Origin of the sequence: Micromonospora sp. RTGN7 (assembly GCF_033804645.1) — a bacterium.
Lineage (GTDB): Bacteria > Actinomycetota > Actinomycetes > Mycobacteriales > Micromonosporaceae > Micromonospora.
Genome location: NZ_JAPZLF010000001.1, coordinates 23,328 through 44,477, shown reverse-complemented (window position 1 = coordinate 44,477; position 21,150 = coordinate 23,328). Strand labels below are relative to the sequence as shown.

The 21,150-nt window shown below is 73.3% G+C and carries 21 protein-coding genes; 17 read left to right on the top strand and 4 right to left on the bottom strand.

The window, feature by feature from the left end:
* The first annotated feature begins 170 nt into the window (after positions 1 to 170).
* Positions 171 to 1,520 carry a class I adenylate-forming enzyme family protein gene (locus tag SNR22_RS00225; protein WP_413775561.1) on the top strand — a complete coding sequence of 450 codons (1,350 nt, stop codon included), beginning with the start codon at positions 171 to 173 and terminating at the stop codon, positions 1,518 to 1,520.
* A 50-nt stretch (positions 1,521 to 1,570) separates the two neighbouring features.
* Here SNR22_RS00225 and SNR22_RS00220 read toward each other — a convergent pair whose 3' ends face one another.
* Positions 1,571 to 2,251, bottom strand: coding sequence for a 4'-phosphopantetheinyl transferase family protein (locus SNR22_RS00220; protein ID WP_320064127.1), 681 nt, complete (start codon positions 2,249 to 2,251; stop codon positions 1,571 to 1,573).
* Between the two features lie 15 nt (positions 2,252 to 2,266).
* On the opposite strand from SNR22_RS00220, the gene SNR22_RS00215 reads away from it, so the two are divergent.
* The 12 genes from SNR22_RS00215 (at position 2,267) to SNR22_RS00160 (ending at position 13,525) form a co-directional block, all read left to right on the top strand.
* Positions 2,267 to 2,533, top strand: a complete 267-nt coding sequence (locus tag SNR22_RS00215; RefSeq protein WP_320064126.1) for an acyl carrier protein — start codon at positions 2,267 to 2,269, stop codon at positions 2,531 to 2,533.
* Positions 2,533 to 2,778: an acyl carrier protein gene (locus SNR22_RS00210; RefSeq protein WP_320064124.1), complete on the top strand. Its 246-nt coding sequence runs from the start codon at positions 2,533 to 2,535 to the stop codon at positions 2,776 to 2,778. The genes SNR22_RS00215 and SNR22_RS00210 overlap by 1 nt, the downstream gene beginning before the upstream one ends.
* On the top strand, positions 2,771 to 3,865 hold the full coding sequence (locus SNR22_RS00205; protein WP_320064122.1) for a beta-ketoacyl-[acyl-carrier-protein] synthase family protein: 1,095 nt from the start codon (positions 2,771 to 2,773) through the stop codon (positions 3,863 to 3,865). The genes SNR22_RS00210 and SNR22_RS00205 overlap by 8 nt, the downstream gene beginning before the upstream one ends.
* Entirely contained in the window at positions 3,862 to 4,452 is a 591-nt protein-coding gene (locus SNR22_RS00200; RefSeq protein WP_413775560.1) for a hypothetical protein, read from the top strand. The genes SNR22_RS00205 and SNR22_RS00200 overlap by 4 nt, the downstream gene beginning before the upstream one ends.
* Entirely contained in the window at positions 4,449 to 6,065 is a 1,617-nt protein-coding gene (locus tag SNR22_RS00195) for a class I adenylate-forming enzyme family protein (protein WP_320064120.1), read from the top strand. The genes SNR22_RS00200 and SNR22_RS00195 overlap by 4 nt, the downstream gene beginning before the upstream one ends.
* Positions 6,062 to 7,321: a beta-ketoacyl-[acyl-carrier-protein] synthase family protein gene (locus SNR22_RS00190; protein ID WP_320064118.1), complete on the top strand. Its 1,260-nt coding sequence runs from the start codon at positions 6,062 to 6,064 to the stop codon at positions 7,319 to 7,321. Before SNR22_RS00195 ends, SNR22_RS00190 begins: the two co-directional genes overlap by 4 nt.
* Before the next feature lie 67 nt (positions 7,322 to 7,388).
* Positions 7,389 to 8,501: a 4-hydroxyphenylpyruvate dioxygenase gene (hppD, locus tag SNR22_RS00185; protein ID WP_320064117.1), complete on the top strand. Its 1,113-nt coding sequence runs from the start codon at positions 7,389 to 7,391 to the stop codon at positions 8,499 to 8,501.
* Entirely contained in the window at positions 8,498 to 9,427 is a 930-nt protein-coding gene (locus tag SNR22_RS00180) for a phytanoyl-CoA dioxygenase family protein (RefSeq protein WP_320064116.1), read from the top strand. The genes hppD and SNR22_RS00180 overlap by 4 nt, the downstream gene beginning before the upstream one ends.
* A gap of 3 nt (positions 9,428 to 9,430) precedes the next feature.
* Complete coding sequence (locus SNR22_RS00175; protein WP_320064115.1) at positions 9,431 to 10,228, top strand: DUF3050 domain-containing protein; 798 nt, start codon at positions 9,431 to 9,433, stop codon at positions 10,226 to 10,228.
* Positions 10,225 to 11,196: a thiamine pyrophosphate-dependent dehydrogenase E1 component subunit alpha gene (locus SNR22_RS00170; RefSeq protein ID WP_320064114.1), complete on the top strand. Its 972-nt coding sequence runs from the start codon at positions 10,225 to 10,227 to the stop codon at positions 11,194 to 11,196. Before SNR22_RS00175 ends, SNR22_RS00170 begins: the two co-directional genes overlap by 4 nt.
* Entirely contained in the window at positions 11,196 to 12,167 is a 972-nt protein-coding gene (locus SNR22_RS00165; RefSeq protein ID WP_320064113.1) for an alpha-ketoacid dehydrogenase subunit beta, read from the top strand. Before SNR22_RS00170 ends, SNR22_RS00165 begins: the two co-directional genes overlap by 1 nt.
* Positions 12,167 to 13,525, top strand: a complete 1,359-nt coding sequence (locus SNR22_RS00160) for a hypothetical protein (RefSeq protein ID WP_320064111.1) — start codon at positions 12,167 to 12,169, stop codon at positions 13,523 to 13,525. Before SNR22_RS00165 ends, SNR22_RS00160 begins: the two co-directional genes overlap by 1 nt.
* An 81-nt stretch (positions 13,526 to 13,606) precedes the next feature.
* Here SNR22_RS00160 and SNR22_RS00155 read toward each other — a convergent pair whose 3' ends face one another.
* The gene (locus SNR22_RS00155) at positions 13,607 to 14,296 is read right to left on the bottom strand and encodes an SGNH/GDSL hydrolase family protein (protein ID WP_320064110.1); all 690 of its coding nucleotides are present in this window, start codon (positions 14,294 to 14,296) and stop codon (positions 13,607 to 13,609) included.
* Positions 14,297 to 14,504: 208 nt separating this feature from the next.
* Between SNR22_RS00155 and crcB the strand changes: the two genes are divergently transcribed.
* The 3 genes from crcB to SNR22_RS00140 all read left to right on the top strand — a co-directional run bounded on the left by crcB (position 14,505) and on the right by SNR22_RS00140 (position 16,533).
* A complete protein-coding gene (gene crcB, locus SNR22_RS00150; protein WP_320064109.1) occupies positions 14,505 to 14,903 on the top strand; it encodes a fluoride efflux transporter CrcB in 399 nt (132 codons plus the stop codon).
* Positions 14,903 to 15,301: a fluoride efflux transporter FluC gene (locus tag SNR22_RS00145; RefSeq protein WP_320064108.1), complete on the top strand. Its 399-nt coding sequence runs from the start codon at positions 14,903 to 14,905 to the stop codon at positions 15,299 to 15,301. The genes crcB and SNR22_RS00145 overlap by 1 nt, the downstream gene beginning before the upstream one ends.
* A 647-nt stretch (positions 15,302 to 15,948) precedes the next feature.
* A complete protein-coding gene (locus SNR22_RS00140) occupies positions 15,949 to 16,533 on the top strand; it encodes a hypothetical protein (RefSeq protein WP_320064107.1) in 585 nt (194 codons plus the stop codon).
* A gap of 83 nt (positions 16,534 to 16,616) precedes the next feature.
* On the opposite strand, the gene SNR22_RS00135 is transcribed toward SNR22_RS00140, so the two are convergent.
* Together SNR22_RS00135 and SNR22_RS00130 are read right to left on the bottom strand one after the other, a co-directional pair.
* On the bottom strand, positions 16,617 to 17,840 hold the full coding sequence (locus tag SNR22_RS00135) for an MFS transporter (RefSeq protein ID WP_320064929.1): 1,224 nt from the start codon (positions 17,838 to 17,840) through the stop codon (positions 16,617 to 16,619).
* Between the two features lie 50 nt (positions 17,841 to 17,890).
* On the bottom strand, positions 17,891 to 19,465 hold the full coding sequence (locus SNR22_RS00130; protein WP_320064106.1) for a class I adenylate-forming enzyme family protein: 1,575 nt from the start codon (positions 19,463 to 19,465) through the stop codon (positions 17,891 to 17,893).
* A 405-nt stretch (positions 19,466 to 19,870) separates the two neighbouring features.
* On the opposite strand from SNR22_RS00130, the gene SNR22_RS00125 reads away from it, so the two are divergent.
* On the top strand, positions 19,871 to 21,142 hold the full coding sequence (locus SNR22_RS00125) for an SGNH/GDSL hydrolase family protein (protein WP_320064928.1): 1,272 nt from the start codon (positions 19,871 to 19,873) through the stop codon (positions 21,140 to 21,142).
* Positions 21,143 to 21,150 lie beyond the last annotated feature (8 nt).

Sequence of the window (21,150 nt, the reverse complement as noted above, 5' to 3'; positions counted from 1 at the left end):
GATCTAGCCATTTGCATCTGGTAATGGTTCCGGAACTTGCCGTAGTGTGCCGTCAACGCCCCGAAAGACGCACCACATTGGGCGAATTCGCCCTCTCCGATGCTGGACGGTAAACCACAGTGAGCTTTGACCCCTCGGCAGCGAGATCCGCAGCGGACAGTCCTGGTTGGGTGGACGAGATCCTGCTGGCCGGTCCGGCGGCCGACGTGTGCCTCCGGCTGCCCGACCCCGTCGACCGGGGCACCCTGCGCCGGCTGGTCGGCGAGGCGCAGGCCCGGCTCGCCGGGGCCGGGCTGCGTCCCGGTGGCGCCGTCGCGCTGCGTCTGCCGCCGTCGCTGGCGTATGTGGTGAACCTGCTGGCCGCCTGGCGCAGCGGGGCGCAGGCCATCCTCCTTGACCACCGGCTCACCGACCACGAGGTGGAACTCGCACTCGTTCGGCTCACCCCGCAGGTCGTGGTCTTCCCGGTGCGTCGCGGCGCCGGCGCGCTGAAGATCTTCGTGGACGTGACCGAGGGCGTCAGCGCCTACTCCGACCAACCGGCGGGCAGCCCGCATGCGGTGATCCAGCTCAGCTCCGGCTCCACCGGCCCGGCCAAGGTGATCGGTCGCAGCGCCGCCTCGCTCGTCGCCGAGGTGCGGCGCTACACCCGCATCGACGGGGTCGCGCTGCCCGGCGAACGGATCATCCTGCTGCCGTCCATGGTGCACGTGCTGGGCCTCGTTGGTGGCCTGCTCTACGGCCTGCACGCGGGGGTGACGCTGGTGCCGCCGGATCGCCTCAGCGGCGACGCGGTGCTCGCCGCCATCGCCGCCGACGACAGTCCCGCCACCGTGCTCGGCGTGCCCTTCCACATCGGACTGGTCGCCTCTACCCGGTGGGCCGGCCCGCTGCCGCAGTTCACCCGGATGACCACCGGCGGGGAACTGGTCCCGGCGGCCGTCGTCGCGGCGTTCACCGACCGCTTCGGCGTGCCGCTGGGCAACATGTACGGGATGACCGAGGTCGGCGTCATCGGCACAGATCTGCACGGACGGCACCGCCCGTCGATCGACCCCGCCCCCGGCATCGAGGTGCGCGAGTCCGCCACCGGGGAGCTCTGGGTGAGCTGCCCGGAGTCGCCCTACGTCGGGTTCTCCGACCCGGACCGCTGGTCCGACGGCTGGCTGCGCACCCGCGACGCCGGCACCGTCGACCCGGACACCGGCCTGGTCACCGTGCGTGGCCGGCTCGACTCCCAGGTGTCGGTCGGCGGGATGAAGGTCGACCTCACCGAGGTCGAGGCGACCCTCGCCGGGCTGCCCGGGGTCGCCGCCGCCGTGGTGGTCTACGACGGCGGAATCATCGCGTACGTGCAGCCGGACCAGCCCGTGTCGGAGGAACTGCTGGAGGAGCTGCTCGCCGAGCGGCTGGCCGGCTACAAGCGGCCCCGCACCCTGCACCTGCTCGACCGGCTGCCCCGGACCACCACCGGCAAGCTGGTCCGCTCGACCGACGCGCTGCGGGCGGCCACGCCGTGACCGGCCCGCTCCAGTGCCCTGTCGGCCTGCCCGCGATCCTGACTGATCAATCAGTCGGCGACGAGCTCGACCCCGTCGACCGTCCCGTCGACCGCCACGGCCAGCACCAGAGCGCCGAGCGGCAGCGAATCGCCGGCCAGCACCAGAGCGCCGAGCGGCAGCCGGGTGCCGGGCGAGAGCGGGTCGTCGCCGAGCCGGGGGTGCCCGACCCGCAGGCCGTCCGGCCCGGGCACCGGGCGCAGCAGCCCACCCGGCCCGTCGGGCACCGGCATCCGCCGGCCCAGGCCACCGTCGCGCAGGCCGCGACCGAGAACCTTGCCGACCGCCTCCTTGGCGGTCCAGAGCAGCAGGAACGCCTCGGCACGCCGGTCTGCGGGCCGATCGGCCAGCCAGACGGCCTCCTCCGGGGCGTACCAGCGGCGGGCCAACGCCACGGCGGGAAGCTCCCGGCGCGCCTCCACGTCGACCCCGACCGGGCCGGCGCGGCGGGCCGCGACCACGACGGTGCCGCCGGCGTGACTCACGCTGACCGGCAGCCCGGCCGCGTCACCGGCGCGGACGAACGGCCGTCCGGTCGCGTCGCGGCCCACAATGATCTCCGCCTCCGCTCGGCCGAGCAGCGTGCCACCCGCGCGCCGCAGCAGCCGCCGGGCCGTCTCCGGCCGACCGCCGGTGCTCCGGCCGACCCACACGTACACGGTGTCCCGACCGGGCACCGCTGACTGGCTCACGGAAAGAGGTTAACCATGCGCGACGAAATTCGTGCCTTCGTCATCGAGCAGCTCACCGACATGAACTACGACATCGACGACATCGACGACGACAGCACGCTCGGCCCCGCCGGCGTCGACCTGGAGTCGCTGGCCCTGGCCGACCTGGCCGTCCGGGTCGAGGACCGCTACGGCCTGAAGTTCGACGACGACGAGTCCGAGAAGCTGGCCCTGATGACGGTCGGCGAGTTCACCACGATGATCGCCGACCGCGTCGCCGCGACGGCCGACGGCAACTCCTGATGTCCGGTCAGCCCGACCTGGGGCGAGCTGACCTGCTGACCATGCTCGCGGAGATGACCGGGAAACCGGTCGAGAAGGTGTCCGACCGGGTGGGGTCGATGGAGCTCGCCTGGCTGGTCCACCTGGTCGAGCAGCGTTACGACACCCGGCTCGACCTCACCGACGACCAGCTCGCGGGCATCCGGACCGTCGATGATGCCCTGACGGTGTTCCACACCTGCCTGACCGCTCCCGCAGATGGCTGAGCGGCCCGGCGCACAGATCACCGGCGTCCACGCGATCAGCGCCCTCGGCAGGGGAGCCGAGGCGCAGCTCGCCGGGGTGCTCGCCGGCACCCCGGCGTTCCGGCCGGTCGGCCGCTTCGACACCGCGGCCCGCAGGGTCGCCGTGGCGGCCACCCTGCCGGAGACCGGCGCCCTGGCCGACGAACTGGCCGATGCGGTGGACGTCGCCTGCGCGGCGGCCCGCCTCGACCCGGGCGACCGGGCCGGCGCGCCGCTACTGCTCGCCGCGCACGGCGGCGCGGGCGTGCCGGCGCTGGCCCGGGAACTGGCCCGCCGCTGCGGATTGGCCGGAGCCTTTCGGGTCTACACCAGCGCCTGCGTGTCGGCGTCCACGGCGGTGGCCGACGCCGCCGCGCTGATCGGTCGCGGCGACGTCGACCGGATCGTGGTCGCCGCCGGTTACCTGGTCGAACCCGACCAGTACGCGCTCTTCGACGCGGGCCGGGCCCTCGCGACCGACGGGGCGGTACGCCCGTTCAGCGCCGGACGGCGAGGCCTGCTACTCGGCGACGGGGTGGCCGCAGTGGTGCTGGAGTCCGCCGAGGCGGCCCGGCGACGGGACGCGCCGAGGCTGGCCTCGGTGCTCGGCTGGGGCCGGGCCGGCGACGGCCACCACCCCTGCCAGCCCGACCCGCAGGGGCGAGGGCTGGCCCGGGCGGTCGGCGCGGCCCTGCGCCGGGCCGGGATCGCCCCCGAGGAGATCGGGTACGTCAACGCCAACGCCACCGGCACCGGGTTCAGCGACGCCGCCGAGGCGGCGGCCCTGCGGCTGGCCTGGGGCGAGCACGCCGGCCGGGTGCCGGTCAGCTCCACCAAGGCGCTGCACGGGCACGCGTTGGAGGCGTCCGGGCTGCTGGAGCTGGTGGTGACCGTGCTCGCGGTGCGGCACGGGAAGCTGCCGGTCAACGCCGGCTGGCTCGGCCCGGACGAGGCGTGCCCGCTGGACGTCATCCTCGATGCGCCCCGCCGGGCCGCCACCGGATACGCGCTGAGCCTCAACTCCGCCTTCGGCGGCGCGAACACGGCCCTGCTGGTGGGTGCGGCGTGACCGGGGAGCCCGACCGGGCCGGCGCGGGAACGTCCGCCGACGGCCTGCGGGTGCTTGCCGAGGCGCGCTGGCCCGAGCCGGGCGACGACGCCCCGCCGACCCTGCCGGGCTTCGTGCACTCGACGTTCAGCCCGGTCGTGGCGGCCGTCGCCGAGCGGTGCCTGACCCGACGGCACGGCGAGCGGCCGGCCCCGCAGCCGGTCGGCGTCCGGACCGCGGTGGTGCTGGTCAGCGCCGCCGGGGACCGGTCCGGCGCCGACCACGTGCACGCCACGGTCGCGCGGGGCGGGCGACCCGGGCCGCTGTTCTTCTTCCAGTCGGTGCCCAACAGCGTCGCCGGGCACGTCGCCGCGCGCTGGGGGCTGGGCGGGCCGGTGGTCTGCGTCGCCCCGATCGGAGATCCGCTGGCCGAGGGCATGGCCCAGGCGGGCCTGCTGCGCTACGACGGCGACGCCGACGAAACCTTGTTGATCATGATCGAGCAGGTACCCGAGGACGCCGGTGCGGGCGTCACGGCTGGGACACCGGGCGACGCGCCCGGCACCCGGGCCCTCGCGGTGCTGCTGGGGGGAGGAGACACACGATGAGGACCAGGGGACTGCGCGGCGTGCTGGCCGCCGACACCGAACTGGGCGCCGGCAACGTGCTGGCCCGGATGCTGGCGCACGGCGCCGACCCGGACGGCCCGGGGTTGACCTTCGACACGCCCGTCGACGGGCACCCGGCCGAGCACCCGCTCACGCTGGGACAGCTCGACGAGCGGGTCGCCGCCCGGGCGGCCTGGCTGCACACGCGCGGCGTGAAGCCACGCGACCCGGTCGCCGTCTGGGCCACCGCCGCCGCCGACATGGTGCTCAGCTTCCTGGCGTTGACCCGCCTCGGCGCGATCCCGGCGCTGATGAACGGCCGGTTGCGCCCCGAGATCGCCGCCGAGTACATCCGCCGGCTGCGCGGCGCGGGCGTGCTCGCCGACGCCGCGCACACCGAACTGCTGGCCGGGCACGACCTCGGCGCGCCGCTGATCGGCACCCCCGCCGAGGCGGGCGCGGGCGACCCGGCCGCCGCCCCGGCCCACTACCGGCACCACCCCGACGACCCGATCGTCATCACCCACACCTCCGGCACCACCGGGGTGCCGAAGGCGGTGCTGCACTCGCACGCGAGCCTCTTCGCCGCCACCCGGCACCTGCTGTCCATGCCGCAGGCGCAGGGCACCCGCCGGATCCTCAACGCGCTGCCCGCCCCGCACACCGCGACCGTGCTGATGGTCAACCAGGCGCTGGGCAACCGGGCGGAGATGTTCCTCCTCTCCGAGCAGGGCGGGGAGCGGGTGCTCGACGCGATCCAGCGGTGGCGGCCGGACGGGGTGTTCGGGTTCTCCGTGACCTGGGCGGAACTGGCCCGCTTCGACCTGTCCGGTTACGACCTGGACTCGGTGCGGCTGTGGTTCAACACCGGCGACTGCTCCCACGAGCCGCACGTGCGCCGCCTCGTCGCGGTCGGCTCGCGGGACACCGTCACCCGGCAGGGGTTGGTCCGGGTGCCCGGGTCCGTCTTCATCGACGGGCTGGGCTCCAGCGAGATGGGCCACTCGATGTTCCACATCACCCACACCGCCGAGACGTTGCGGTACGGCCGCTGCGTGGGCCGCCCGTACCGGTTCGCCAGGGTCGCGGTGCTCGACGCCGAGGGCAACGAACTGCCCACCGGTGAGGTCGGCTTCCTCGGTGTCGACTCACCGACGCTGTTCCGCGGCTACTGGAACGACTCGGTAACCACGTACCGGTTCCGGCTACGTGGCTGGTACCTCACCGGCGACCTGGTGTACGCCGACGACGAGGGCCGGTACTACCACATGGACCGGGCCGTGGACTCCGTCGAGGTGGGCGACGGCAGGCGGTTCTACACCGCCCTGTCCGAGGAGCGGATCCTCGCCGCCTGCCCCGACGTCACCGACTGCACCGTGGTGATCGTCTCCGAGGGCGGCACCGTCGGCACCGACGTGCTGCTGGAACTGGCCGCCGGCGCCGATCCGGCCACCGACCGCACCGAGGCGGTGCGCGCGGCGCTCGGCGCGGACGTCGGGGCGACCCTGCGCCGGGTGGTGCCGGTGCGCTCGGAGGACATCCCGGTCACCGTCACCGGCAAGGTGCGCAAGGTGGCGCTGCGGGAGCGCTACCTGACCGAGTCGCCGTCATGACCGCCGTCATCACCGGGATGGGCCTGTTCACCCCGGTTGGCCGGGGCGTCGCCGAGACCTTCGACGCCCTGCTCACCGGCCGGTCCGGGCTGACCCGCCCGGCCGACGACCACCCCGCCCGGGAATCGCTGGAGGTGGCCGGGCTGCTGCCGAAGATCGACCCGCGCACCGTCGCCTCCGGCCCGGAGACCCGGGTGCTCGACCGGATCGTGGTGCTCGCCCTGCTCGCCGCCGCCGACGCGCTCGCCGACGCCGGCATCGAGGTGGGCCGCGACGTCGACCCCGAGCGGATCGGGGTGATCGTCGGCGGGGTCGGCGGAATGTCCACCCTGGAGAGTCAGGTGCTGGCCCGCGCCGCCCGGGGCCGGGCGGCGGTCAGCCCGTACCTGCTCACCGGCATCCTGCCGAACATGCCGGCGGCGCGGATCGCCATCGCCCACGGCATCCGGGGCTACAGCTCGTCGGTCGGCACCGCCTGCGCCTCCGGCGCGCAGTCCGTCGCCGACGCGGTCCGGCTGATCAGGGCCGGCGAGGCCGACGTGGTGGTCTGCGGGGCCAGTGAGGCCCCGCTCTTCCCTACCTTCGCCGACACCTTCGGCAACGCCCGGGCCCTGGCCCGGGGCTGGGCCGACCCGACCGAGGCGAGCCGGCCGTTCGACATCCGACGAAACGGATTCGTCCTCGCCGAGGGGGCGGCGCTGCTGGTGCTGGAACGCGCCGAGCACGCCGCCGCCCGGGGCGTCACCGGGTACGCCGAGGTGGCCGGCTACGGGGCGAACACCGACGCGTACCACCCGACCGCGCCGCGGCCGGACGGGACGGGGGCGGCGCAGTGCATGCGCCGGGCCCTGGCCGGCGGGGGCGTGACGGCCGACGACGTCGGCTACGTCAACGCCCACGGCACCGCCACGAAGCTGGGCGACATCGCCGAGACCACCGCGCTGACCGCGGTCTTCGGTGCCGGCGGGGTGCCGGTCAGCTCCACCAAGGCGCTCACCGGGCACCTGCTCGGTGCGTCCGGGGTGCTGGAGGCGGCGGCCACGGCGCTGGCGCTCGGCCGGGGGCTGCTGCCGCCGACCTGGAACCTCGACGACCCGGACCCGGCCTGCCCCGCCGACCACATCCGCTCCGCGCCGAGGGCCGCGACCGTGGAACACGCGCTGACGAACTCGTTCGGGTTCGGCGGCCAGAACGTCAGCCTGCTGCTGCGGCGCACCACCGGTGTGGGTGCGCGCGTCGCCGGAGCGGGGAGGTGATCGCTCGTTCGACCCCGGGCGGCGCGCCCGGCTGGCAGTCACGGGGGGACATGGGAAGGGCTGGTAAATGGACATCCGTTCTATAGATCACATCGAACTCTACGTAGGGGACGCCCGGCAGGCCGCCTTCTACTTCGGCACCGCCGTCGGGTTCCGGCTCTGCGGGCAGGGCGGGCCGGAGACCGGGCTGACCGGGCAGCGCTCGCTGCTGCTGTGTCAGGCCGACGTCCGGATGGTGCTCACCTCGGGGCTGACCGCGCAGCACCCGGCGTCGACGTACGTGCAGCGCCACGGCGACGGCATCGCCGTGGTGGCGCTGGAGGTCGACGACGCCGCCGGGGCGTACGCGGAACTGCTGGCCCGCGGTGCGACGCCGGTGAGCGCGCCGACCACCTTCACCGGCGCGGACGCCGAGGTGGTGACCGCCGAGGTGAGCGGCTTCGGTGACGTGCTGCACCGGCTGGTGGAGCGCCGGGGCGACCGGCGCGAGTTCCTGCCCGGGGCCATCGAGATGGACTCACCGGCCGGCGGCGACGACGGCCTGCTCGCCGAGATCGACCACCTGGCCATCTGCGTGCCGCCGGGGCAGCTCGACGAGACCGTCGCCCACTACGAGCGGGTCTTCGGCTTCGCGCAGATCTTCACCGAGCACGTCGAGGTCGCCGGGCAGGCGATGAACTCCACCGTGGTGCAGAGCCCGTCCGGGCGGGTCACCCTGGTGCTGCTGGAGCCCGACCGCAGCCGCCGGCCGGGGCAGATCGACGCGTTCCTCACCGAGCACGCCGGGGCCGGGGTGCAGCACCTGGGGCTGCGCACCGACGACATCGTCACCGCCGTCGGCGCGCTGCGCCGCCGGGGGGTCCGCTTCGCCGGCGGCACCCCCGGCACCTACTACGACGATCTGGAACGGCGCGTCGGCCCGGTCGACGCGCCGCTGGACCGGCTGCGCGAGCTGAGCATCCTGGTCGACCGCGACCACGGTGGCCAGCTGTTGCAGATCTTCACCGAGTCGATGCACGTGCGCCGCACCCTCTTCCTCGAACTGATCGAGCGGCGCGGGGCGCTCACCTTCGGCAGCGGCAACATCAAGGCCCTCTACGAGGCCAAGGAACGGGAGCTGGCCGCGGCGGGGGCGACCCCCGCCGTCGCGGTCGGCACGGCACAAGGGGTTGGGGCATGACCACCACACAGTTCCGTCCGACACTGACCGCCGAGGAGGAGGCGCTGCTGCCCTCCGAGTCCGACGTGCGGTTCTACGCCGAGCACGGCTGGTACCTGTCGAAGAAGCTCTTCACCGACGAGGAGGTGGACGCCCTCGAGGCGGCCACCGACCGCTACTACGACGGCGAGCGGGACCGGACCCTGCCGGTGCGCCCGCCGAAGCTGGCCTACTGGGACCCGTCGAAGGGCCCGGTGCAGCGGCACAACGACTACGTCCACCACGAGCACGACGGCATCGCCGCGATCCTGCGCAAGCCGCTGCTCGGTGCGGTCGCCGCCCGGCTCGCCCGGACGAACGAGATCCGGGTGTTCCAGTCCACGCTGATCTACAAGCCGCCGATCTCCGGCGAGCCGTCGAACATCGTGCCCTGGCACTTCGACAAGCACTACTGGTCGTCGTCGACCTCGGAGAACATGCTCACCGCGTTCATCCCCTTCCATGACTGCGGCGAGGAGATGGGCACCATCACCATGGTCGACGGGTCGCACCGGTGGTCCGAGATCGGCGCGAACGACACCGTCGTGCGGCACTTCGCCGAGCGCGACCGCAGCCAGCTCGAGGAGATGCTGGCCGAGAACGCCGCCCACAACGGCGCGGAAATCCGCAAGATTCCCATGGTGATCCCCAAGGGACACGTGAGCTTCCACCACTGCCGCACCTACCACGGCAGCGGCGCCAACGTCAGCGGCCGTCCCCGCCGGGCGGTCTCGCTGCACCTGCAGGACGGGGCGAACGCCTGGCGGGAGTTCCCGCTCTCCGACGGCACCGTTGCCGCGTACAACCACGACGTGCTGGTGCGCCGCACCGACGACGGGCGGCCGGACTACGCGGACCCCGAATACTGCCCGGTCATCTGGCACGACCGAGCCCAGCAGGAAGGCTGACACATGTCACGGTACGACTGGGGTAGGACCCACCCGGGTATCGAGCGGTTGGAGCAGGCGGTGAACGACCGTCGCGAGGTGGTGGTCAAGCACCCGCTCTACGCCAACCTGGACACCCACGACGCGCTGGTCACCTTCATGGAGCATCACGTCTTCGCGGTCTGGGACTTCATGTCCCTGCTGAAGTCGTTGCAGCGCCAGCTCACCTGCGTGACGGTGCCGTGGATTCCCACCGGCCCGACCGGCAGCCGCCGGCTGATCAACGACATCGTCATGGTGGAGGAGAGCGACGAGCTCGGCGAGGGCTACATCAGCCACTTCGAGCTGTACGTGCAGGGCATGGCCGAGGCCGGCGCCTCCACCGCCGCCGTGGACGTGTTGATCGACCTGCTGCGGGCCGGCACGCCGGTGGCCGAGGCGCTGGTGAAAGCCGGCGTGCCCGGCCCGTCCGCGGCGTTCGCCGCCACCACCTGGAAGATCATCGAGTCGACCCCGGTGCACTGCCAGGCGGCGGCGTTCGCCTTCGGCCGCGAGGACCTGATCCCCGACATGTTCACCCAGGTCGTCGCGGTCAACGAGCGCAGCCAGAGGCTGCACAAGTTCGTCGACTACCTGGAGCGGCACATCGAGGTCGACGGGGAGCAGCACACCCCGATGGCCATGCAGATGCTCGCCGACCTGTGCGGCGACGATGACACCAAGTGGCAGGAGTGCGCCGACACGGTCAACATGGCGCTCGCCGCCCGGGTGCAGCTCTGGGACGACATCCTCGCCGCGATCAAGGAGGGACGCCCGGCGTGACCGGATGCGATTCCGTCCGGCTGTACCGGACGGTACGGCTGATCCGCCGGTTCGAGGAGCGGGCGCTCGACCTGGTCCGCTCCGGGGCGATCGTCGGCGGCATCCATCCGTACCTCGGTCAGGAGGGGATCGCCGCCGGGGTCTGTGCGGCGCTGCGCGCCGACGACCTGGTCACCGGCACCCACCGCGGGCACGGCCACGTGCTCGCCAAGGGCGCCGATCCGGCCCGGATGCTCGCCGAGCTGCTGGGCCGGGTCACCGGCCTCAACCGGGGCCGGGGCGGGTCCATGCACGCTGCCGACTTCGGCGTCGGGGTACTCGGCGCCAACGCCATCGTCGGCGCCGCCGGGGCGATCCTCACCGGGGCGGTGTGGGCCCGGCGGCGCCGCGGCGACGACGTGGTCGGGGCGACGTTCTTCGGCGACGGCGCGGTCAACGAGGGGATGTTGCTGGAGGCGTTCAACCTGGCTGCGCTCTGGCGGGTGCCGGTGCTGTTCGTCTGCGAGAACAACGGCTACGCCACCACCATGCCCGTCGACGGCGCGGTGGCCGGCACGATTCCTGGCCGGGCCGCGGCGTTCGGCATGCCGGCCACCGTCGTCGACGGCCAGGACCCCGAGACGGTACGCGCCGCCACGGCCGCCGCCGTGGACCGGATGCGCGCCGGGGGCGGGCCGGAGCTGATCGAGGCCCGCACCTACCGCTTCGATGCCCACCACACCTTCGAGCACGCGGTACGCCTCGACTACCGCGCGCCCGAGGAGGTGGCCCGGGGCCGGTCCCGGGACCCGGTCGAGATCGCCGGTGGGCGGTTGTCCGACGCCGCCCGGGCCGCCGTCGACGCCGAGGTCGAGGCCACCCTCGACGCGGCGGTGCAGTTCGCCCTGACCAGCCCCGAGCCCGACCCGGCCGGCGCGCTGGAGTACCTGTATGCCAGCGGGCTCATCGCCCGGACGGGAGGTGGCTGATGCCACGGCTGTCGTACCGCAAGGCGCTCACCCGGGCGTTGGCCGACGAGATGGCCCGCGACGAGTCGGTCTTCCTGCTCGGCGAGGACATCCGGGTAGCCGCCTCGAACGTCACCGCCGGGCTGCTGAAGAGGTTCGGGCCGGAGCGGGTGCTGGACACCCCGCTGTCGGAGCAGGCGTTCACCAGCTTCGCCACCGGCGCGGCCCTGGCCGGGTTGCGCCCGGTGGTGGAGTTCCAGATCCCGTCGCTGCTGTTCCTGGTCTTCGAGCAGATCGTCAACCACGCGCACAAGTTCCCGCTGATGACCGGCGGGCAGTGCGCGGTGCCGGTGACCTACCTGGTGCCGGGCTCCGGCTCGCGGACCGGGTGGGCGGGGCAGCACTCCGACCACCCGTACAGCCTCTTCGCCCACGTCGGGGTGACCACGCTGGTCCCGGCCACCCCGGCCGACGCGTACGGGCTGCTGGTCTCGGCGATCCGGCACGTCGACCCGGTGGTGCTCTTCGCCCCGGCCGGGGCGATGGACGTCCGGGCCGACGTGGATCTGGCAGCCCTGGCCCCGGTGCCGATCGGCAAGGGGCGGGTGCACCGCTGCGGCGACGACGTCACCGTGGTCGCGGTCGGCCACCTGGTGCACGACGCCCTCGCCGTCGCCGAGGAGTTGGCCGACCAGGTCTCGGTGGAGGTCTTCGACCCCCGCACGCTCTACCCGTTCGACTGGGACGGCCTGACCGAGTCCGTGGCCCGCACCGGGCGGCTGGTCGTCATTGACGACTCCAACCGGTCCTGCGGCATCGCTGGGGAGATCATCGCGACCGTGGTGGAGCGGGTGCGGCTACTCGCGCCGCCCCGGCGGGTCACCCGCCCCGACGGCGCGGTGTTGCCCTTCGCCCCGGCGCTGGACCGGGCTGTGCAGCCCGGCCGCGAGCAGCTCACCGCCGCCATCCAACTCACCCTGAAGGACGCCTGATGATCGACCCGAACTACCACTGGCCCGAGGCCGACGAGGCGTGGCAGGCCCTGCCGGAGTCGACCCGTACGGCGATGGTGGCCGCCGGGGCCGCCGCCTGGAAGGAGGTCTTCTACGGCTGCGCTACGTACAACCAGACGTGGCGGCTGGCCCGCCCGCCGGTCATGCCGGCGGACGCGTTCCGCGAGCTCAACGAGGTCTGCGACCGGCTCGCCCAGCTCATCCTGGAGTCCTGCCAGCGGCGCGCTCGCACCGCCGGGGAGCTGACCCGACTGCTCGGCGTGCCGGCGGCTCAGACGAGGCTGCTCGACGAGGACGAGGAGCTGTCGGAGGCGCTGCTCGCCGCGTACCGGCCGGACGTGCTGATCTCCGGCGGGGTGCCGAAGTTCGTCGAGTACAACATCGACAGCAGCCTCGGCGGCGGCTTCGACGCCGACACGGTGGTCTACCGGTACGCGAAGATCTACGCCGACCAGGGCATCCTCGACGGTCTGCCGGTGCGCCCCGCCCCGTCCCTGCTGGACCAGCGGTTCGTGGCCATCCGGGACGAGCTGGGGCTGTCCGACGGGGCCCGGGTGGCGCTGCTGCTGGACTTCGACGCCGACTATCCCGGCCTGGAGACCCCGGACGACTTCATCAGGATCCTGTCCCCGCTGGCCGACCGGGCCCGGCACTTCGGCATCGACCTGGTCATCGCCCAGCTCAAGTTGTCGACCCTGGACGAGCAGGGCCGGCTCGTCGTCAACGGCGCCCCGGTGGACGGCCTGTTCCGGCTCTTCGTGCCCAACCGGGTGCACGCCAGCGCCGGCCTGGACGCGGTGGCCGGCGCGCTGGCAGCCGGCACCCTGCCGATGTTCGTCAGCTCCGCCGCCTGGCTGCTCGGCAACAAGATCAACTTTGCCTGGCTCTGGGAGGATCTCGACGCCCTGGCCGAGGCCGACCAGGCGCTGGTGCGCCGGTACGTCCCGCGCACCAGCGCCCTCACCGCCGCCGAGCTGCCCCGGGCCCTGGCCGACCAGCACGACCTGGTCGCCAAGCCCGCCGACGGCTCCGCCGGCCTCGGCGTGCTGCTCGGCCGGGAGACCAGCGCCCAGGCGTGGGAGGCCGGCTTGCGCGCCGCCCTCGACGAGGGCGGCTTCATCCTCCAGGAGTACATGGAGGCCGACCGGGTGCCGATGGACTTCGTGCGGATGGAGACCGGGGAGACGGTCACCGCCGACGTCCCGTACAGCCTCGCCCCCTACCTGTTCGGCCGGCAGGGCTCCGGCGCCCTGGCCCGGGTCGGCTTCCCCGGCTGCGAGAGCGTGCTCAACCTCGCCCGCGGTGTCCTGCTCACCGGCATCCTGCTCACCGACTGACCCCGCGGCGTCGCCTTGGGGGGGGGGGGGGGGGGGGGGGGGGGGGGGGGCCACAACAACCCCCCCCCGAAGCGGCCGTCCTCAGCGCGGGGCGGGCGAGGCGAGGTGGGCGCCGAGGCGGCGGATCGTCTCGGCGGCGGCGATGGCGTCGCTGCGGGCGCTGCCGTGCCGGCCGTCGCCGCTGTACAGGCCCGCCTCGGCCACCGCCGGGTGGTCGGTCAGGTGCACGTGCAGGGTGCCCAGCCGTTCGCCCAGCGCCCGGGTGCGCGCCGACAGCCGACGCATCCGTTCGCCGAGGCTCTCCCGCAGCCGCTCGGGCACCGCCGGGCTCTGCGACACGTCGAACATGCCCACCGTGATCACGTCCGCCCCGGTCGCCTGGAGGGCGGTGACGATGGCGGCCAGCTCGGCGTCGACCGCGTCCGCGTCGTACGCCTGGCGGAACGCGTCGTTGCCACCGCAGACCACCAGCGCGAGGTCGGGCCCGAACTCCACCGCCGGGCCGAGCTGCGCCGCGCGCACCTCGTGCGCCCGCAGCCCGCGCAGCCCCAGGTTCCGGTACGCCAACCCGGGGTGGGCCGCTTCCAACTCGGCGGCGATCCGGTCGGCCCACTGCACGTCCGGGTACCCGTCGACCGGCTCGCAGAGCCCTTCGGCGACGCTGTCGCCCAGCACCACGAACCGTCGCCACGGGTGGCCGGTCAGCAGCCGCGCGCTCTCCCCGGCGCGCAGGCAGTGCGGATCGGTTGCTTCGGTCAGGCTCGACGACATGATCGGCACGCTAGCCGACCCCCGGGCGGGCGTCGACAGCACGATCGGTCGAGGCCCTGCCGAGCGGCAGGGAGCCGCAGCCGCGTGCGGCCGTCCGGCCGCCGGCCCGTGCCGCTGCACCGCACCCGTTCGGCGGGGCCGTAGCCGTACGGGTGGAACATGTCCGAACTGGGGCGGTGACGGAGGACGCCGGTGCGTTAATGGGTGCGTGACAGTCCTGGCGATCATCCTTGGCGGCGGTATCGGCGCCACGCTGCGCTACGTCCTGGGGCTGAATTTCGCCCCGGCCACGCCGCCGGACTTCCCCTGGGTCACCTTTGTGATCAACATCGTGGGTGCCTTCGCCCTCGGTGCCGTGATGACGTTGCTCGCGGCGCACCGGCTGCCGGGGCCCTGGGGCAAGCCGTTCCTCTCGACCGGTCTCATCGGCGGCTTCACGACCTGGTCGCACTTCATCGTCGAGGCCGATCAACTCATCGGGGCGCGGCGTACCGGGGTGGGCATCATCTACCTCGTCGTGAGCATTGTCGGCGGAGTGATCGCCGCGGCGCTCGGCGCGCGCCTCGCGGAACTGCGGGTGGGGCGGCCGACGGGCAGGGGTGCGTGATGTGGGTGGGCATCGGGGTGTTCCTGGCCGGCGGGCTCGGGGCGCTCAGCCGCGCCGGGGTCGACGCGCTGGTGAAGCCCTGGTGGAAGGCGCGGGTCAGCGGGGCCAGCCGGGCCTTTCCGGCGAGCACCTTTCTGATCAACGTCTCCGGCGCCTTCGTGCTCGGCATCGTCACCGGCTATGCCGCGAAGAACGTCGCCGCCGGGGCGCAGGACTTCACCACGATCGTCGGGGTCGGCTTCATCGCCGCCTACACCACCTTCTCCACGGAGGAGTGGCACACCCTCGGACTGTTGCGCAAGAACGCCGCCGTCGAGGCCTTCAACGTGCTCGGCAGCCTCTGCGCGAGCCTGGTGCTCGCCGCGTTCGGCCTCTGGCTCGGCAGCCTGCTCGGCTGAGGCCTGTGTCGCAGTGGGTGGCGGGGCCTGAGCCGGCTCTTTCACCTCGCAGGCCTCGTGGACACCCTGACGGTTGCTGAAAGAGGCCGGCCGCGCTGTCCGCTGTTTCGCAGTGCCCCGCTGACCGCCCGGTGATGTCTCCCCGCCCCTTTGCTCTGCTGCCGTCACCGCAACACCGGCACCACGCGGCCGCTTCACGTCACCGGCCAGCACGAACGCAGGGCAGAAAACGCCGCGAACCCGCGCGCGTTGCACCGGGGGCAGCAGAGCAAAGGGGCCGGTACAGGTGTCACCCGCAGACCGGCAACAACGCCGGTGCCTGCGTCGAGATCAACACCACCACTCCCGCCCAACGCCACCGTCCCCGGTCACCGGCGTGCGTAGGCCACCGGTCGTACGGTGCGCACCGAAGTTGCACCAGGGCGATCGCTGCCCCGCCCGTGCAGTCACACCGGCGGCGGCAGCACGCCCCGCGACGGCGGGCCGGAGTCGGCAGGATCGATCGAACGCGGCATCGGCCGATCCACGCACAACCCCGCCACCACGACCCACCCCAACAGGTCGACAGGTCGGCCGTGCCACTCCCGGTCGCCCCTCCGGTGGTGCCACCCGTTTGCCGCCGGGCGGAACCGGTAATCAATGAGGCCATGAATGCCGCAGAGGCACCGGGGGAGGTGCGGTTCCGGCGGTCCCGTCGCAGGACGCTGTTGTACGCCGCCGGAGGAGTTCCGGTCGCCACGGCGACTGCCTGGCTGACGGTCCGCCTCCTCTTCGGCACGGCTGCGGCCGACCCGTTCCCAAACCTGTTGATCTTTCTGCTCACGGCGGTCGGCGGGTACGTCCAAGCGCAGCGGCAGATCGGCCTCCCGCTGCTGCTGACCGGGAACCAGATCGTGCTGACCTGTCCCGGTGGCGGGTCGCTCGCCATCGGCTGGGACAACCTGGCGGTCGCCGAGGTACGCGGCCGGATCGCGCCGATCCTGGTGCTGGAGCCGGCCGACCCGGGCCGCACCCGGCCGGTGCTGAGCCGCTGGGAGTGGGGCCGAAACGGCCTGTGGAACCAGTCCCGAGCCCAGCGGCCGCACGAGATCCGGGTGCCCCTGTACGGCCTCACCCCCGGGGCTGGTCGGCTGCGCGCCGAGCTGGCCGGCCGACGGCGTTCCGCCACCGCGTCGGGCGTCCAGGAGGCGAACCCGGCCGGTCCGCCGGCCCCACCGGGCCCGGGCCGGTAGAGCCGCCCCACCGGGCCCGGGCCGGTAGAGCCGCCCCACCGGGCCCGGGCCGGTAGAGCCGGATCTGCCGTCCAGGCCGGCGCTCAGCCCGCCGGGGCCGGCCGGGGCCGCGACCGGCCCGCCCGCAGCGGGCCGGCGAGCAGCGGCCCCACGGTCAGCACCGCGCAGACCACCGCCATCACCAGCAGCGCCCGCTCGAGGCCCAGCGCCGCCACCGACCAGCCGCCCACCAGGCCACCGACGGGCAACCCGACGAACGCCAGCGAGCCGGCGATGCCCAGTACCCGGGTCTGCAACGCGTCCGGCACCCGCTCGTAGAGCGCCGCCCCGAGCAGCGGGTTGACCGCGGCGATGCCGATCCCGGACAGGAACGTCACCACCAGCACCACCACGAGGTGGTCGGTGAGCGCCATGGTCAACAGCCGGGGGGCACCGCTCATCGCGGCGCCGACGGCGAAGACGAGCGTGCGGGGCAACCGGGGGCCGATCGCCGTGAAGACCAGGTTGCCCAGCAGCGCCCCGGCCCCGAACACGCCCAGCACCAGGCCGAAGCCGGCCGGGTCGCCGAGCACGTCACGGATCCAGAGCGGCACCCAGACGGCCGTGTTGGCGGCGGCCATCATGTTCAGCGCGGAGACCACCAGCAGCATGGCCAGCAGCACCCGGTCGGTGCGCAGGTAGGCGAAGCCGGTGCGCAGCGCCTGGAAGTAGGGCTCCCGGGGTGCGGCCGGCGTGTCGGCGGCCGGCGGGCGCACCAGCATCCCGACCAGCAGCGCGCAGACCGCGAAGCTGGCCGCGTCGATCCAGATGGCCCAGGTGACCCCCACCCAGCCGATGAGCAGACCGCCGACCACCGCACCGAACAGGGTCACCCCCCGGGCCAGCCCGTCGTAGGCGGAGGTGAGCCGGATCAGCTTCACTCCGGCCCGCTGCGCGGCCGGCCGGAACATCACGTGCTTGACCCGGTCGCCGATGCCGCGCATCCCGCCGGCGACGGCGACGAGGGCGACCAGCGCCCAGAAGCCGAGCCACGGGGTCATCGCCACCACGGCCATGGCCACCGCGCTCGCGGCGTCCACCACGATGGACGTACGCCGCACGCCGAACCTGTCGGCCCACGGCGTGGCCAGGGAGCTGGAGAGCATGTACGGCAGGAACTCCGCCGCCGCCACGATGCCCATCTTCGCCGGGCTGCCGGTGGTGGTCAGCACCAGCCAGGGGATGGCGATGACCGAGATGCGGCTGCCCAGGTTGGAGATCAGGTCGGCGGTGACGAGGGTGACCAGCTCCCGCCGGGCGGCGGCCACGCCGGGCGGCCGGGCGGCCTTCGCCACGGGCTCGGTTCCGGCGTCGGTCGTCACGCGGGGCTGCCGACCGGGTCGGCGCGACCGCCGGCGGCGTACTGGTCGCGCAGCGCCCGCTTGTCCACCTTCGCCGACCGGTTCAGCGGCAGTGAGTCGACGAACTCCACCGCCCCCGGCGCCCACGTCGCGCTCAGCTCGGTGGTGACCAGGTCGATCAGTTCCGCCCCGGTCACCGTGGCCCCCGGCACCGGCACCACGTACGCGTGCGGCACCTCGCCGGCCACCTCGTCGGGCACCCCGATCACGGCGGCGGCGCGCACCTGCGGGTGACCCGCGAGCACGTCCTCGATCGGCCTGGAGTAGATCGGCCAGCTCCGCTGCCGGGTGAGAATGCGGTCCTGGAGCCGGTCGACGAGGTAGAGGTACCCGTCGGCGTCGAGGTGACCGATGTCGCGGGTGCGCACCCAGCCGTCGACCAGGGTGTCGGCGGTCAGCTCGGGCTGACCGTGGTAGCCGACGAAGCTGAGCTTCGTGCGTACCCACACCTCGCCGTCGGCGCCGACGGGCAGCACCGCGTTGTCCGCGTCCCGGATCTCCACGGCCACGTCCCCGTAGGGCTTTCCGCAGGAGCGCAGCCGTTCCGGATGCGTGGGGTCCTCGGTCAGCCCCGGCTGCGCGGTGATCACGACGGCCTCGCTGAGGCCGTAGACGATGCGCAGGACCGGGCCGAAGCGGGCGATCGCCTGCCGCAGCCGGGCGGGCGCGGCGGGCCCGGCACCCACGTTGAACATGAACATGGCGGAGAAGTCCGCGCCGTCCAGGGCCGGGTGGTCGAGCACCTCGTAGAGCATCGGCGGGGTGACGAACGTCGAGTTGACCCGCTCCCGTTCCACGGTGGCGATGAACGCCGCCGGATCCCACTGCTCGCGCAGGAACAGCACGCCGCCGCTGAACAGGTTGACCAGCGTGGTGATCTGCCCGCTGGCCAGCCACATCGGGGAGTGGGACAGGTGCCGCAGCAGCGGGATCGCACCGGACCGGAAGCCTGCGGCCAGGGTGAGGATCTGGCAGTAGAAGCTCTCCCGGTGGTGCACCAGCTTCGGGGTTCCGGTGGTGCCGCTGGTCTGGAGGAACGACTCCGGCTCCGGCACGTCGGCGGGCAGGTCGGCCACCTCGGCCCGGTCGGCCGCGGTGAGGTCGGGGCCCGCGCCGTCCGGGCCGAGGCAGAGCACCGGTACGCCGGGCAGCCCGGCAGCGATCTCCGCGCCCAACCCGTCGCCGGTGCGCGCGTCATAGACGAACGCCGCCGGGCGGGACAGACGGACGAAGTCGTCCACCTCCCGGCGGGAGGTGACCGGGGCGACCCACATCGTCCGGCAGCCCAGCAGGTGCAGGGCGAGCTGGAGCAGTGGCCCCTCCACCGCGTTGCCGAGCATCACCAGCACGGGGGCGCCCGGCCGGACCCCGCCCCGGGCGAGCGCGCCGGCCATGCCGCGCACCTCGTGGCCGACGTCCACATAGGTGTACCGGCGTCCGTTGCCCACCAGTGCCTCCCGGTCGCCGAAGCCGGCGAACAGTTCGAGCGCCTCGTGCACGTAGGTGATCGGTCGGTCGGACCCGTCAGTCATCGCCAGCCCCCATCAGCTTCTCGGCGGCGGTCGGCGGCGACCCGGCCAGGGTGCCCGCGACGACCGGCTACGAGCGAGGTCCGGGCAGCTCAGGGCCAGGACACGGCGACGGCGGGACGCCCTCGGCGACCGCACCGCCGCCGACTCCGAGCCTAGGCCGCGCGGCCCGGCGGGGCACAGGGCCGATCGGTGTCCCGGCGTACCGCGATCGGTGCTTCAACGCACCTCGACGTCATTTGACCTTGTCGATCAGGTTGATTGACGCACCTCAGGGCCGGGGCTAGGTTTTTGCACCATCGTCCGGCCCGCTGTCGTCTGTGGACGACCCTGGGTTGCCAATATGGAGGTTCGATGTCGGCCCCGAAGAAGTGGCATGTGATAACCGCTCCGAAGAGATGGCAGATGGTGGCCGCCGCGGCTGCGGCGCTGGTGGTGGGGGCACCGGCTGTGGTCGCGACCGCCGGCCCGGACACCGGGGAGCGCCGTGGTGCCCCCGTCTGGGCGGGCAGTTGGGCCGCGGCGGTGACCCGGGGCAACACGGTCGGCCTGACCAACACCGGTCTGAACAACCAGAGCATCCGGATGATCGTGCACACCACCGTGGGCGGTTCCCGGTTGCGTGTGCGGCTGAGCAACATCTACGGCGAGCAGGCGGTGCAGGTGGGCCGGGCCACCATCGCCCGACCGGACGCGTCGACCCCGACGGACCTGTCGGACGTCACCGCGCCGAGCGTGCGGGAGCTGAGGTTCAACGGCTCCGCCTCGGTGACCATGAACCGGGGCGCCGAGCTGCTCAGCGACCCGATCGACTTCCCGATCGGCGACCAGCAGGACCTGGTCGTCACGCTGTACTTCCCGGTGCTGACCGGCCCGGTCACCTTCCACGGCCAGTCCCGGCAGACCACCTTCATCGGCGCCACGGACCTCACCGGCGCGGCTGCGGGCACCGGGTTCACCACCCGCCCCGACTGCTGCTGGATGTTCCTGTCCGGGGTGGACGTGCAGCGGCGGCAGAGCCCCGGCTCGGTGGTGGTGCTCGGTGACTCGATCGCCGACGGCAACGGCAGCTCGGTCAACGCCAACAAGCGCTGGCCGGACCTGCTCGCCGACCGGCTGATCGACGGCCGCCCGGAGGTACGCACCCCGGGCGTGCTCAACCTCAGCCTCGCCGGCAACCGGCTCAACCACGAGGGCACCGAGCCCGGCACGGGCGGCTTCCCCGGCTACTACGAGCTGGGCCCGAACGGCCTGGCCCGGCTCAACGAGGACGTCTTCCCGCAGACCGGCGTGCAGACCGTCGTCACCCACCTGGGCATCAACGACATCTGGATGTCGGGCGACTCCGCCGAGAACATCATCGCGTCGCTGCGGCAGATCAACCAGCAGGTCAAGGCGCGCGGCCTGACCAGCCTGGTGGCCACGCTGACGCCGTACGAGGGGCACGGCAACCCGGGGGTGTGGACGCCGGAGAAGGAGGCCACCCGCCAGGCGGTCAACGCGTACCTGCGGGGCAGCCAGGAGTTCGACGGGGTCCTCGACTTCGACCAGGTGCTCCGCGACCCGGCCCAGCCGAGCCGGCTGCTCCCGGCCTACGACTCGGGTGACCACATCCACCCGAATGACCTGGGCAACCAGGCGATGGCCAACGCGGTGCCGCTGCGCCTGCTCGGCCTGTGACACCGGCG